The following is a 14,126-nucleotide window of genomic DNA, read 5'->3' as shown; positions in this document are numbered from 1 at the left end:
GCACGTCCCGGAGGGGGATCCATGAGACCGGTGTTCGAGCACACCACGCCCCCGCTGGTCCGGCTGCCGCTCAGCGGCATCACCGTGCACACCGCCAAGGGCGTGCGCGGCAGGCCCGCCTTCGAGGTCTACGCCGGCCCGCTGCTGGCCGACATCTCGGTGGTCAGCTCGATCGGCGGCCCGCTCGTGCGGGGCGCGTGGCGGGGCCGGCCGCCCGGCGGCCGCGACCAGTGGGCCGTCGCCTGGGGCCAGCTCCCGGCCGGCTGCTCCGACGTCGACATCGTGTTCAGCTCCGCCGAGGACGGCACGGCGACCAGCGGGCAGAAGATCATCATCGGGGACGTGTTCTGGGTCGCCGAACTCGGCGGCACGCACCGGACCGTCACCGCGACCTGCGGCGACGGGTGCGAGCGCATCAGGCTGCGCCGGTTCCGCTACGGCACCGGCCGGAACCGGGCGGACGTGTGCTGACCGGCGTCCCCGGCGGGACGGGCCGCCCCGAGCGCCAGCGTGCGGGCCGCCTCGTCGGCGTCCATCAGCGGCACCTGCCGGACGCGACGGTCGGGGGCCTCGGCCGCGGCGCCCGCGAAGGCGACGAGGTGCCCGAGGAACCGGGCGACGGTGTCCCGCTCGAACAGGGCGCCGTCGTAGCGGCCCACGGCCCTGAGCGTCCCGCCCGCGTCCACCATCTCCACGGCCAGGTCGAACTGCCCTTCCTGCTGGTCGAGGTCCAGGGGAGCGAGGTCCAGGCCCGCGACGCGGGCCCGCGCCGCCGACCGCTCCCCCGCCAGGCCGAGGGCGGCCACCGGGCCGGCCCCCTCGCCGCCGACCATCGTGAACGTGAGCTGGAACAGCGGGGACCGGCCCGGGTCCCGGTGCCCGCCGAGGTCGTGGACGAGCCGTCCGATCGGGTACCGGCCGTGCGCCAGGCCCTGCGTCACGGCGCGCTGCGCGGCGGTGGCGGTCTCCCGGAACGTGGTCGCCGGCCCGAACCGCGCCCGGACCGGCACGGTGTTGACGAAGTAGCCCACGGTCTCGCGGTGCGCGCGGCCGAACCGGGTCGTCAGCGGGCAGCCGACCAGGAACTCCGCGCTGCGCGTGTACCGGTGCGTCACCGCCTGGAACGCCGCGAGCAGGAACGAGAACCGCGTCACGCCGAGCGCGTCGGCGGCCTGCGCGATCCGCGCGGCCTGCTCCGGGAGCACGGCGTGCTCGATGGTGCCGCCGGTGAAGGCCCGGCGGGGCGGGCGCGGCCGGTCGGTCGGCAACTCGGCGGCCTCGGCGCCGACCGCTTCCGCGCGCCAGTGCCGCTCCAGTTCCGCCGCCCGCGCGGAGGCCAGCAGCCTCTCCTCGTCGCGCACATGGCCGTCGAAGTCGCCCGCGGGCTCCGGCCAGCCGGGCGCCTTGCCCGCGACGAGCGCGGCGTAGGCGTCGAACACCTCGCGCAGCACGATCCCGTGGGCCAGGGCATCGCTGGCGATGTGGTGGGAGGCCAGGACCAGGACCGAGGTGTCGCCCGGACCGCGCACGAGGCGGCACCGGAACGCGGCGGCGGCCAGGTCGAACGGCTCGGCCACCACCCGGTGCGCGGCGGCGCGCAGCCCGTCCATGCCGGTCGCGTCCTCGATCTCCAGACCCGGGCCCTCGGCGCCCACCAGGCGGACCGGACGGCCCCGCGACACCGCGAACCGGGAGCGGATCATGTCGTGCCGCGCCGCGACCGCCGCCACCGCCGCGCGCAGGGCCGCCCCGTCGACGCGGCCGCGCACCCGCACCCCGAACGCGAGATTGTAGGCGGCGCTTTCCGGGGCCAGCTCACGCAGAAACCACAGCGCCTCCTGCCCGACCGAAAGGGCTTTCTCAGAGTTCACCGAAATGTCCAACCAGATCACCTCTCAGCACGTACACCGAATTCCGTCGACCAGCGAAAAAGAACGTCCCGCCCAACCGCAGAAGGAGCTCCCATGATTCGCCACCCGTTCGCCGTCGCCGCCCGGTTCCGCACCGCCTCCGACGAGGACTGGCGCGGCATCTCCCACCGCCGGACCCGATGAGGCGGGACGGGGCGGGACGGCGTCAGGCGCCGTCCCGCCCCGTCCCGAGCAGTACGGCGAGCTCCCCCTCGTCCAGCGCGGCGATGTCGGCCCGCACCGACTCCTCCACCGCGTCGGCGAGGTCGGCGAGGGTGGGCCGGCTGAAGACGGTGGCCAGCGGGAGATCGGTCCCGAGCGCCGTGCGGATCCGCTCCACCAGCCGGGCGGCGAGCAGCGAGGTGCCGCCGAGGCGGAAGAAGTCGAGGCCGGCGTGCGGGATCGCCGGCCCGCCGAGCAGCTCGGCCCAGAGCTCGGCGAGGGTCCGGCGCACCGGGCCGTCGAGCGGAGGGCCGGCGGAGCCGTTCGCGTCCGGCCCGGCGGCCAGGTTCTCCGCGAGAAGTACCTCGGGGTCGGGCAGCGCCGCGCGGTCGACCTTGCCGCTGGGGTTCAGCGGCAGCTCCGGCAGCGGGACGAACGCGAGCGGCACCATCGAGTCGGGCAGCACGGCCCGGCAGTGCTCGGCCAGCACAGTGGCGGGCGGTGCGCCGTCCGCGGGTCCGGCGGGCACGACGTAGGCGACCAGGTGCGCCTCCGCACCGACCCGGGCGGCGGTGACCACGCAGTCGCGGACTTCCGGATGGGCGCGCAGCACCGCCGCGACCTCGGCGGGCTCGATGCGGTGCCCGCGGATCTTCACCTGGTCGTCGGCCCGTGACAGGTACTCCAGGGTGCCGTCCGCCAGGGCGCGGACGAGGTCGCCGGTCCGGTAGAGCCGCGCGCCGGGCGGGCCGAACGGGTCCGGCACGAACTTCTCGGCGGTCTGCGCGGGTAGGCCGCGGTAGCCGCGGGCCAGGCCCTGACCGCCGAGGTACAGCTCCCCGATCACCCCGACCGGCACCGGCCACATCCGCTCGTCCAGCACGTAGGCGGTGGTGTTCTGCAGCGGCCCGCCGATCGTGATCCGGGACGGTTCGTCCGGCACGGGCCAGGCGGTGGACCAGATGGTGGTCTCCGTCGGCCCGTAGACGTTGGTCAGCCGCCCGACGTGCGGAGACAGGTCGCGGGCCAGGTCGGCCGGCAGCGCCTCGCCGCCGGCCAGCGCGGTGACGCCGGGCGCGGCGAACCCCGTCTCCAGCAGCAGCCGCCATCCGGACGGTGTGGCCTGCACGTGCGTGACGCCGTGGTCGGCGACCGCCTTGGCCAGCGCCCGCCCGTCGCGGACCTGCCGCTCGTCCGCGAGGACGACGCGTCCGCCCGACACCAGCGGCAGGAACAGCTCCAGCCCGGAGATGTCGAAGGTCACCGCCGTCAGCGCCAGCCAGGCGCCGCCGCCGAACCGTTCGAGCCCCGCCGACAGCAGGTTCGCCAGCGCGCGGTGCTCGATCTGGACGCCCTTCGGACGGCCGGTCGAACCCGAGGTGTACATCACGTAGGCGAGGGAGCCCGGGTCGGCCGCCGCCGGCGGGACCGGTGCCGGTTCGATCGGACGCGCGGGCACGGCGGGCGCCAGGAAGGTCCCGTCGAACGCGTCCGCGAGCAGGTGCCGGTGGTGTTCGGCGGCGACGACCACGCGGGCGCCGGAGTCCCGGACCATGTGGCCGAGGCGCCCCGCCGGAAGGTCGGGGCCGAGCGGCACGTAGGCGCCGCCCGCCCGCCACACGCCGAGAAGCCAGGCGAGCAGGTCGGGGCCGCGCTCCAGCAGCACGCCGACGACGGTCTCCGGTCCGGCGCCGGCCGCGCGCAGCGCAGCCGCGCACGCCTCGGCCCGGGCGTCGAGCTCGGCGTAGGTCAGTGTCTCGCCGCCGGGCCGGGACACGTCGGCCAGCGCGATCGCACCCGGCCGTTCCAGCACCTGGTCGGCGAACAGCTCGTGCGGGCGGCGCCATTCGCGCGGCACCCCGGTGGCGTTCCAGCGGTGCGTGACCAGGCGGCGTTCCTCCGGCGGCAGCAGGTCGAGCTCGGCCAGCGTGGCGTCGTCCGCGCCTTCGGCCAGCGACGCCAGCAGCCGCGTGTACCGGTCCGCGATCCGCCGGACGGAGGCCGCGTCGAAGAGCGCGGTCGCGTACTCGATCGCGCCGGTCAGCGACCCGTCGGGGGCGCGGTGCAGCATCAGGGACAGGTCGGTCTTGGCGCTCCGCCAGGCGCGTTGCAGCGTCGCCGCGTGGACGTTCTCCGCGCCCGGTGCGGTGGCGCCGTCCTCGTGCAGGTCGAACATCACCTGGAACAGCGGTGTGCGGGACGGGTCGCGGGGCGGGGCCAGGTCGGCCACCAGCAGCTCGAACGGCAGTTCCTGGTGGGCGAGCGCGTCCAGGACGGTCCCGCGCATGCGCCGCAGCGCCTCGCCGACCCGCAGGCCGGGGCCGAGGTCGGCGCGGAGCACGAGCGTGTTGAGGAACGGCCCGACGACGCCGTCGGCCTCGGCGTCCAGCCGGCCGGAGACGGGAGCGCCGATCGTCTGGCCCCAGCGGCCGGTGTGCCGGGCGAGCAGCACCGCGAAGGCGGTGAGCAGCGTGGTGTAGGGCGTGGCGCCCGCACGGCGGCCGACTTCGGCGACCGCACCGGCGAGGTCGGCGGGGACGGTGAAGGTGAGCAGCGCCCCCGAACCGTCGCGGACCGGCGGACGCGGACGGTCCGCAGGCAGTTCGGCCGGTTCGGCGTGCTCAAGCGCAGCACGCCAGTACGACAGCAGGTCTTCGAGGCGTTCCCCGGACAGGCGCGCGCGCTGCCGGGCGGCGTGGTCGGCGTAGTGGACCCGCAACGGCGGCAGCTCCGGATCCGACCCGCTGGAAAGGGCCGCGTAGACGGTCGCGAACTCCCGCTCCAGCACCGCCGAGGACCAGCCGTCGCAGGCGATGTGGTGAACCGTCAGCAGCAGCTTGTCCGCGTCGCCGGGCCCGTGGAGCAGCAGCCCCCGCCATACCGGCCCGGACGCCAGGTCGAAACCCCGCGCGATCTCCGCGGTCAGGGCTTCGTCGAAGGCGGCGGCGTCGGCGGCCCGGGTCTCCGCCAGCCGCACGGACGCGACGGCGTCGACGACCGGGCGGGGCTCGCCGTCCACGACCGGGTAGCGGGTGCGCAGGATCCGGTGCCGCTCGGCCAGCGTCCTCATCGCCTCGCGGACCCGGGCGGCGTCCGCGCCCCCCGGGAGCGGCAGCAGCAGTGGGACCACGTACTCGGCCGCGCCGGGGTTCATCCGGTCGAGCAGCCAGAGCCGCTGCTGGCCGAAGGAGAGTTGCGGCGGCTCCCCGACATCCCGGCCCGCGGCGTCCGCACCGGCGGCGGGGGCCGGGACGGACAGCAGCCGCGCCTGCGCCGCCACCGTCGGGGCGCCCAGCAGGTCGGTGAGCGCGACGGGCCGCCCCGCCGCCGTCGTGATCATGGTGGCGAGCCGTCCGAGCAGCAGCGAATGCCCGCCGAGCTCGTAGAAGTCGGCGTGCGCGCCGACGTCCGGCACGCCGAGCAGCTCCGACCAGAGGCCGGCCACCAGCCGCTCCGGCGCGGTCGCGGGCGGGACGTCGTCCGGAGCGGGCGGCGCCTGGGCGGGAGCGGGTGCGGGCAGCGCGCGGCGGTCGAGCTTGCCGCCGGACGTGCGGGGCAGCGCGTCCAGCCAGGTGAACAGGGTGGGGACGAAGTGCTCCGGAAGCTTGTCCCGCAGGAACGCGCGCAGCTCCCCGGCCGCGACCGCGTCTCCCGCGAGATGAGCGACGAGCCGGCGCTCGCCGTCGGCCGTCCCGGCGGCCACGGTCACCGCGGCCTCGCGGACGGCCGGGTGGGCCGACAGCGCGGCCTCCACCTCACCGGGCTCGATCCGCACCCCGCGCACCTTGACCTGGTCGTCCAGCCGGCCGAGGAACTCCAGCACGCCGTCCGGCCGCCAGCGGACGCGGTCGCCGGTCCGGTAGAGCCGGGCGCCCGGCGGGCCGAACGGGTCGGGCACGAACCGCTCCGCGGTGAGCGCGGGCCTGCCCAGGTAGCAGCGCGCCACGCCGGGCCCGCCCGCGAACAGCTCGCCGGGGGCGCCGAGCGGTGCGAGCTCGCCGCGCTCGTCCAGGACGACGACCCGCATCCCGTCGATCGGGACGCCGATCGGCACGTGGCCGGCGGGGTGGCCGGGGTCGAACCGGTGCGCGGTGATGTCGATGGAGCACTCGGTGGGTCCGTAGGTGTTCCACACCTCGGCGTCCGGGCCGAGCGGCGCCAGCAGCCGCCCCGCGTCGCCGGCCCGCAACGGCTCTCCGGCCGAGAAGACCAGCCGCACCGACCGGCAGTGCGCCCATCCCGGTTCGCCCGCGACGTGCCGGAGCATGGTCGGAACGCCCTGCAGCACGGTGGCGGCGCCGTCGCGCACAGCGGCGGCGAGCGCGGCGGGCGACTGCTCGGCTCCCGCCGGGGCGACGAGCAGCGTGGCCCCGCCGGCCAGCGGCGCGAAGACCTCGAACCCCGCCGCGTCGAAGCTCAGCGGGGTCTTCCACAACACGCGGTCGCCGGCGCCGATCGCGTGCCGCCGGACGGCCCAGAGGACACGTCCGGCGATGCCCTCATGGGTGATCACGACGCCCTTCGGGGTTCCGGTGGAACCCGAGGTGTGCAGCACGTAGGCCGCCGACGCCGGATCGGGAGCCGCCAGCGGGACGGCGGGCTCGTCCGCGGGCGGGGCCGCGTCGATCCGGAGCACATCTCGGGCGCCGGCCTCGTGCGCGATGGCGGCCGTGCGGTCGTCCGCCAGCACGTGCTCAAGCCCGGCACCTGCGACGATCCCGCGCAGCCTGTCGCGCGGGTGCGCGGGGTCCAGGGGCACATAGGGCGCTTCGGCGCGCCAGGCCGCGAGCAGGGCCGTCACGGTCGCCGTGCCGCGCTCAAGGCAGATCCCGACCGGCACCTCCGGACCGACCCCGCGAGCCCGTAACCGCCGGACGAGAGCGTCTGCGCCGTCCAGCAGCTCGCGGTAGGTGAGGCGGTCGGCGGGATCCGCCACCGCTTCGACGGCGATCGCGTCGGGTGTGGCGGCCGCCTGGGCCGCGACCAGCGCCGGCAGCGATTCCGCGGTAGGGGCGTTCGTCATGCGGTCAGCTCCTCACGCGCCCGAGGGCGAGCAGTTCTGCGCACTCTCCGGCGTCCACGGCGGGCAACGAGGCGGCCGGGCGTGCGCCCGCGTCCGGCAGCGCGTCGGGCAGCGCCTCCAGCAGCCGCACGTAGTGCCGGCCGAGGCGGCGTATCGTCTCGGGTTCGTAGAGGTCGTCGCGGTAGCGGAAGAGCACTTTCGTCCCCTCGCTCCCGGCCATGACCTCGACCGCCAGGTCGAACTGGCCTTCCTGCTGGTCCAGTTCGTAAGCGGCCAGCCGCAGCCCCCGGTACCGCAGGGTCTCGACTCCCCCGGCGAGCAGGTCGGCCACGGGGTCCAGGCGGCCGGTCGCCACCATCGTGAAGGTGATCTGGAAGACCGGCGAGCGGGCGGCGTCGCGGGGCACGCCGAGCGCGGTGGGCAGCAGCGGGAAGGGGTAGTCGTGGTGCGCCATCGCGCGGCGGATCTCGTCGTGGGCGGCGAGGACCAGCTCGGCGCAGGTGTCGTCCGGCGCGATCGTCGCGCGCAGCACCAGCGGGTTCACGTAGTAGCCGACGGTGGCGCGCAGGCCCGGCACCCGGCGGGTCGCCGTGGGGCAGCCGATCACCAGATCCGTCTCGCCGGTGTAGCGGTGCAGCAGCAGCCGAAAGGCCGTCAGCAGCAGCGCGAACTGCGTGGTCCCCGCGCGCGCGGCGGCCTGCTTCAGGTCGGATGTGAGGGCGGCGCCGAGCGGTTCGACGTGGGTGCGGCCGCGCTGCGCCGGGCGGCGCGGACGGGGCCGGTCCACCGGCAGCTCCAGGTCCATGGCCGCTCCCTCGCAGACCTGCCGCCAGTACCGCTCGAGTTCGGCGAGGCGGGGCCCGGCGAGGAGAGCGCGCTCCCGTTCGACCTGCCGTTCGAAGGACGGCGCCCGCGTCTCGTCGGGTGCACGCCCCTCGGCGAGGTCCGCGTAGGCGTCGATGATGTGCCGGACGAGTAGGCACTGGGAGATCGCGTCGGTGGCGATGTGATGTCCCGCCACAAGGAGCACCTGCTCGACGGCTCCCTGGACGAGCACGACGCGGAAGGCCCCGTCGTCCTCCAGCCGGAAGGGCTCGCGGCCCGCCGCGAGCACCACGTCGCGAAGCGCCGTCCCCGTCAGGCCAGGTGCGTCCCGGACCTCCAGGACGGGCCGGCCCGAATCGTGGATCGTCCGGTAGGGCCCTTCCCCGTCCTCGGCGAAGGTGGACCGGACCAGGTCATGGCGGCCCCCCGCGATCCTCACGGCCCGCGCGAGGACGTCCTCGTCGAACTCGCCGCGCAATGCGCAGTACACGAGGTAGGGCGTGGCGGCGGGGTCCTGCCGGTAGAAGTGCCATAAGGCCTGCTGCCCGAGGGTCAGGCCACCGCGTACGGCGGTCATCCGGCCTGCTCGGCCACCGGGCCGGCGTCACCCAGGAGGCCGTGAAGGTAGCGCGTGATGGCGGCGAGGGTGGGGTGGTCCCACGCCAGGGTGAGTTCGATCTCGACGCCGAAGTGCTCCTCGACGTCGCCGCAGAACGCCACGGCGTAGACCGAGTCCAGGCCGTACTGCTGCAGCGGCGTTTCCGGCTCCAGGTCGGCGGGCTCCCGGTCCAGGTAGAGCGCGACCCGCTGGGTCAGCCACTCCTGGACCGCGTCGTTGACGGCGGAAGACGGGTTCGTTGCTGAGGACATCGTGTTCACCCTTGGGTCGCGAGAGGTTCGTCGGCCAGGTCGAAGGAACGGCGCCGCTCGTGGCGGTCCAGCAGGATCCTGTGCAGCCGGTCGGCGTGGGCGGCCGGCGGCGGGCCCGTCACCAGCCCGAGCCGTCCGGCCAGCCGGTGCAGCGCCACGACGGCCCACGCCTCGTCGTGGTGGTCCGGGGAGTGCCGCCAGACGCCCAGGCAGCAGGCCGCCGCCCACAGCACCGCGTAGCGTTCCGCGACCGCGAACCCCTCGGGCCCTGCGGTGAGGACGCGTTCGCGCGGCGGGAGGGCGGCCGCCCTGGCGCGGAGCCGCTCCGCCTCCGCGGCGAACTGCTTGTGCAGGGCCGCGATCGGCTCGGGGAGGTCGGCGGTCTCCGGAGCCGTCCAGAGCGAGGCCACCGAGTCGCTGCCGCGAGCGCTCAGCGCCAGCCGGTCGAACGGCAGCGCGGGCAGGTCGGCGTCCGGCCGGAACACGGTGGCGGGCGCGGCGCCGGCGTTCCCGGCCCGGCGGGCGAGCGCCGGGAGCTGCGGTATGACCGAGGCGAGGCAGACGGTGCCGCCCGTGTGCGCGACCGAGGCCGCGAGCAGGTCCCGCAGATGCTTCTGGAAGATCGCGTGCGGCCCCTCCCGGAGGTAGGACCTCGCTCCGAGGACGGCGCCGAGCCGGTCGGCCGCGTCCTGCAGCAGCTCCGGCACCAGGTACTTCGTCAGCGCGGACGACACGCTGGTCTCACCGGGGAGCAGGTGGAGGGAACGGGCCGCGACGGTCGCCATCGCGTCGCACGCCAGCAGGTCGGCGAACACCCCGGTCAGCTCGCCCGCGGCGTGCGGCAGGTCCGCCACGGACCGCCCGTAGAGCCGCCGTTCTAGCGCGAACGCGACGGTCGTGCGCAGCAGGGTGTCGAGCGATCCGAGGATCATGCCGGGCAGCGTCGCGCGCGTGACCTGGAACGCCCGCCCCATCACTTCGAGTGCGTGGCCGCGTTCGCCCAGCAGCGCGCCGGCCGGCACCGGCCGCTCGTCGAACTCGACCCCGACGAGGCGGCTGCCGCGCAGCACGGCCAGCGGGAACGGCGGCAGGAAGCGCGTGCCGGGACCGGGCTCGCCGGCCATGTCCAGCAGGAACAGCGAAAGGTCACGGGCCGAGCCCGCGGTGCCGGTCCGGGCCAGCAGCACGCACGCGTCGGCCCGGTCGAGCTCGTTGATGACCTGCTTGCCGCCCGTCAGCGCGAAGCCGTCGCCGCGCGGGACCGCGCGCAGGTCCATGCGGGCGGCGTCCGACCCGTGGCCGAGTTCGGTGAAGGCCGCGGCGAGCCGGGCCCCGCCGAGCAGCAGTTCCGCCGTCCACGCCCGCTGGGCGGCGTCGCCGGCGACCCACACCGGGGCCGCGGCGATCAGGCCGATGGCGCCGCTCCCGATCAGCAGGGCGAGGTCGCGGCGGCCCAGCGGGCGCAGCACGCGGACCATCCGGTCGGCGCGGTCGAAACGGCCGCCCAGCTCGCGCGGCACGAACTCGGCCCCGACACCGAACGCGGCCAGCGCCGCGCGGGCCGCCGGCGGCGGGGCGCCGAGCTCGTCGGCCCGGACGACGGCCGCGAGGCCGAACGGGTTCGCGGGGTCGCCCGGCGGCCCGAAGACCGCTTCGAGGCCCGCGGCCGTCTGGGCGCTCACCGGGCCGCGCCCGCCGGCTCGGCGCGGTCGGGCTCGTCTGCGGGGCGCCGGTCCGGAAGCCTCATGTCGAGCAGGGAGAACAACGAGCCCTCCTGGTGGCGCGCCAGCAGCGGGCCGTAGAGTGCGTCGACCGCGCCGTCCGCGCGCCCGTCCCCGGCCGCCGGCTCCAGCCGTCCGAGCAGCCGGACCAGGCATGCCTTCACCCAGACGGCGTCCGTCCACAGATCCGCGGGCATTCCCGTCCCCGGACGGCCGTGCACCCAGAGAGCCAGGCAGGCCGCGGCGGCGTAGCACGACGTGTAGTCTTCGGCGGCGGCGAACGCCTCCGCCGGAACCAGGCGTGGCGCCGGGGCATGCTCCGCCATCCGCAGGTGCACCTCGGACGCCGCCGCCTGCACCCGGCCGGCCAGTTCGGCGAGGTCCGCCGGGCCGTCCGCGCGGACCCTGCGGACGAGGCCGGGCAGCGCCTGGACGACCGAGCTCCCCGCCTTGGAGATCAGCGTCAGCTCGTCGGCGGCGACGGCCGGGACCGGGGCGCCGAGATCGGCGGCCCGTTCGAGCCCGGCGTCGTCCACGGCCGCGTTCCGGTGGCCGCGGACCAGCATCGGGAAGTGGTTGACCAGCAGGTTCAGGTTCACCACGGTGTTCCCGTCGAACATGGCGACGATGCGGTGGTCGCGGTGGAGCTTCTGGAAGCGGCCGTGCGGGCAGGTGCCGAACGCCCCGTCCGGCACGGGGCCCATGAGCGCGCGCACCCCGAGCATCTTGGCGAGGCGTCCGAGGAGGCGGTCCACGGTCGTCGGCACCAGGAACTTGGTCACCGCCGAACCGACCGCCAGCTCGCCGGGAAGCGTCTGCGCCGACCGGCTCGTCACGAGCCCGACGGCCTCGCACAGCAGCAGATCGGCGTAGCACGAGGCGAGCTCCCGGCGGCTCAGCGGCAGATCGGTGACGGCGGCGCCGAAACGCCGCTGCCGCGAGAGCAGGTCCAGGGCGACGCGCAACGCGTGGTCGGCGGCGCCGACCGACAGCGCCCCGCACAGCGTCCGGGTGAGCTGGAGTGCGCGCAGCACGATGTCCAGGCCCCCGCCCTCCGCGCCGACCCTCGCTTCGGGGCCCACCTCGGCGTCCAGGAACGCGATCCCGCTGATGTCCGCGCCTCGGATGCCATGCGTGCGCACCTTGGGAAGGCAGCGGTGCCGCCCGGCGGGCAGAGCCCGCTTGTCCACCATGAACAGGGTGAACCCGCGCGGGCCCCCAGCCGGGTCGGTCCTGGCCAGGACACACGACCAGCGGCCCCGGGTCGCGTTGTTGACCAGCCACTTCTCGCCCCTGAGGACGTATCCGCCGCCCGGCGCGCGTTCGGCCGTCACCTCCCCAGCGAGGAGGTCGCTGCCATGCTCGCGTTCGGTGAGCGCCCACGAGAACACCTGCCCCGCCGCGACGCCCGCACCGACGGAACGCGCCTGCACGGGATCCGCGCACACCCAGGCCGACACCGCTCCGAGATAGGTCTTCACATGCCCGATCGCCACCGAGAGGTCGCGGCGAGCCAGCACCCTGACCAGGTGGAACAGCTCCTCCTGATCGTGCAGCTCGCCGCCGTGCGCCGCCGGGACGTAATAGGCGGGCAGTCCGAGCCGGTCGAGTTCGGCGGCCGCGCGGGCCGGGAACTCCTCCGCCTCGTCCAGCGCGGCGCTCTCGGCCAGGTTGAACGGCCTGGAGGGATCGTGCGGGTCGCCGAGCGCCGCCTCGAACCGGGCGGCGGGAAGCATCGCCTTCACGGTCATGCGCCGGCCTCGACGGGGTCCGCGCCGCGGTAGCGGTCCGCCAGCCGCGGGGACAGCTCCTCGTGAAGCGGATCGAGCGATCCGCCGGTGAACAGCTCCCGCATGAGCCCGCGCTGGATCTTCCCGCTGGTCGTGCGGCGGATCCGGCCGGGCCGCACCAGCACCACGTTGGCCCGCACGCCGAACTCGGCCGCGACCGCCGCCCGCACCGCGCCGGTCAGCTCGCGCAGCGCGCCCGGCGTCCGCTCGCCGCCCCGGACCTCCTGGACGACGACCAGCTCCTCCGTCCCCGCCGCCACCCCGAACGCGCTGGAGGGCAGCCCGGCCAGGGCCGGGTCCGCCGCGCGTGAGGCCCGCTCCACGTCGTAGGGGTAGAGGTTGCGGCCGTTGAGGACGATCGTCTCCTTCACCCGGCCGGTGATGAAGTGGCATCCGTCGACGCGGACGGCGAGGTCGCCGGTGCGCAGGAAGCCGCCACGTCCGGACGCCGTGACCGCGCCGAACGTGCCGCGGCCGTGCGGAGGGTCGCCCCAGTAGCCGCGCGCGACGCTCTCGCCCCGGATCCACAGCTCGCCGACGCGCCCGTCCGGCAGTTCCGTGCCCGTCTCCGGCTCGACGATCACGGTCTCCAGGTCCCGGACCCGCCCGCTGGAGACCAGCCGGACCGTCGCGCCGGCCACTCCGTCCGCGGCGACGGGCTCGAAGCGGTGGCGTTCGAGCGCGGCCGCGTCGACCACCGCCTCGACGGGCGGATCGGCCACCGGCGTCCCGCTCACATAGAGCGTCGCCTCGGCGAGCCCGTAGCAGGGGGACAACGCCGTCCGGCGAAAACCTGCTGGGGCGAACCGTTCGCTGAACGCGTCGAGCGTGCGGGCGTCGATGGGCTCGGCGCCGTTGAGGGCGTGCGTCCAGCCCGACAGGTCGAGGCCCGCGAGATGCTCGTCGGTGACCTTCCGCAGGCAAAGGTCGTAGGCGAAGTTCGGGGCGGTGGACATGTGGATGCCGCGCTCACCGATCATCCGCAGCCAGGTGTGCGGATACTTGACGAACTGCATCGGCGCCATCAGCGTCGAGGTGGCGCCGAGATACATCGGCTCCAGGAGCAGGGCGATGAGGCCCATGTCGTGGAACATCGGCAACCAGCCGCCGAGACGCGAACCCTCGTGGAGCCCCATCGCGGACGCGAGCATCCCGAGGTTGTGGGCGAGATTGCCGTGGCTCACCATGACGCCCTTGGGCCGTCCGGTGGATCCCGACGTGTACTGCAGGAACGCCAGCGAGTCCGGGTCCAGGCGAGGCGGGCGCCACGCCTCGGGGTCCCCCGCCCGGGCCTCGTCCACCGTGACCGGCCCGAGCGCGGTCACCTTCTCCTGCGCCATCCAGGCCGCGGTGTCCGCCAAGCCCTCGCCGTCCACCAGGACGAGCCGGACCGAGGCGTCACGCGCGATCCCGGCGACGCGACCGTAGTGCTCCCGCCTGCCGCCCGGCGGCGGAGCCGGGACCGGCACCGCGCCGGCGTACTGGACGCCGAGGAACGCTTCCGCGAAGTCGAGTCCATGCGACCCGGGCACCAGCACCCGATCACCGGGCGCGACGCCCCGCCCCGCCAGATGAACGGCGATCGCGCGGGCCGTCCGGTCGAGCTCGCCGCGGCTGCGGCGGTCGTCCCGCAGGACGAGCTCGCCGTCCTCCCGCACGGCTCGCACGAAGGTCAGGAGCTCGCGTTCAGGCCATTTCCCGGCATGGGCGTGGAAGCGGGTCACCAGATCCTGGAACGCGGCCATGTCCTCCCCCAACGTCAACTCCAAGAGCTGCGCCGATTTTCGGGAGACCCGCTGATACTGAACCTATATCGCGGGGGAAT

The 14,126-nt window shown here is 75.3% G+C and carries 8 protein-coding genes; 1 reads left to right on the top strand and 7 read right to left on the bottom strand.

The window, feature by feature from the left end; all coding sequences use genetic code 11:
• The first annotated feature begins 21 nt into the window (after window positions 1–21).
• Window positions 22–471 carry a hypothetical protein gene (locus J4709_RS12115; protein WP_208240251.1) on the top strand — a complete coding sequence of 150 codons (450 nt, stop codon included), beginning with the start codon at window positions 22–24 and terminating at the stop codon, window positions 469–471.
• Here the strand turns inward: J4709_RS12115 and J4709_RS12110 are convergent.
• The 7 genes from J4709_RS12110 to J4709_RS12080 form a co-directional block, all read right to left on the bottom strand.
• Window positions 435–1,871 carry a condensation domain-containing protein gene (locus J4709_RS12110; RefSeq protein ID WP_208240250.1) on the bottom strand — a complete coding sequence of 479 codons (1,437 nt, stop codon included), beginning with the start codon at window positions 1,869–1,871 and terminating at the stop codon, window positions 435–437. The two genes, J4709_RS12115 and J4709_RS12110, sit on opposite strands and share 37 nt — an antisense overlap.
• Window positions 1,872–2,076: 205 nt before the next feature.
• Complete coding sequence (locus tag J4709_RS12105) at window positions 2,077–7,095, bottom strand: non-ribosomal peptide synthetase (RefSeq protein ID WP_208240248.1); 5,019 nt, start codon at window positions 7,093–7,095, stop codon at window positions 2,077–2,079.
• A gap of 4 nt (window positions 7,096–7,099) precedes the next feature.
• Window positions 7,100–8,497 carry a condensation domain-containing protein gene (locus J4709_RS12100; protein WP_208240246.1) on the bottom strand — a complete coding sequence of 466 codons (1,398 nt, stop codon included), beginning with the start codon at window positions 8,495–8,497 and terminating at the stop codon, window positions 7,100–7,102.
• Window positions 8,494–8,790 (bottom strand): acyl carrier protein, encoded by a 297-nt coding sequence (locus J4709_RS12095; RefSeq protein ID WP_208240244.1) that lies wholly within the window; start codon window positions 8,788–8,790, stop codon window positions 8,494–8,496. Before J4709_RS12095 ends, J4709_RS12100 begins: the two co-directional genes overlap by 4 nt.
• A 5-nt stretch (window positions 8,791–8,795) precedes the next feature.
• Window positions 8,796–10,472, bottom strand: a complete 1,677-nt coding sequence (locus tag J4709_RS12090; RefSeq protein ID WP_208240242.1) for an acyl-CoA dehydrogenase family protein — start codon at window positions 10,470–10,472, stop codon at window positions 8,796–8,798.
• Entirely contained in the window at window positions 10,469–12,262 is a 1,794-nt protein-coding gene (locus J4709_RS12085; protein WP_208240240.1) for an acyl-CoA dehydrogenase family protein, read from the bottom strand. Before J4709_RS12085 ends, J4709_RS12090 begins: the two co-directional genes overlap by 4 nt.
• A complete protein-coding gene (locus tag J4709_RS12080; RefSeq protein WP_208240238.1) occupies window positions 12,259–14,058 on the bottom strand; it encodes a fatty acyl-AMP ligase in 1,800 nt (599 codons plus the stop codon). Before J4709_RS12080 ends, J4709_RS12085 begins: the two co-directional genes overlap by 4 nt.
• Window positions 14,059–14,126 lie beyond the last annotated feature (68 nt).

This window comes from Actinomadura violacea (assembly GCF_017573465.1).
Lineage (GTDB): Bacteria > Actinomycetota > Actinomycetes > Streptosporangiales > Streptosporangiaceae > Spirillospora > Spirillospora violacea.
Note: the sequence above shows the minus strand (reverse complement) of the source record. Positions and strands in the feature narration are given on the sequence as shown.

Coding starts and splice junctions, on each gene's coding strand:
- J4709_RS12105 (WP_208240248.1), bottom strand. CDS start 7,095: ATGACGAACGCCCCTACCGCGGAATCGCTGCCGGCGCTGGTCGCGGCC.
- J4709_RS12095 (WP_208240244.1), bottom strand. CDS start 8,790: ATGTCCTCAGCAACGAACCCGTCTTCCGCCGTCAACGACGCGGTCCAG.
- J4709_RS12100 (WP_208240246.1), bottom strand. CDS start 8,497: ATGACCGCCGTACGCGGTGGCCTGACCCTCGGGCAGCAGGCCTTATGG.
- J4709_RS12115 (WP_208240251.1), top strand. CDS start 22: ATGAGACCGGTGTTCGAGCACACCACGCCCCCGCTGGTCCGGCTGCCG.
- J4709_RS12085 (WP_208240240.1), bottom strand. CDS start 12,262: ATGACCGTGAAGGCGATGCTTCCCGCCGCCCGGTTCGAGGCGGCGCTC.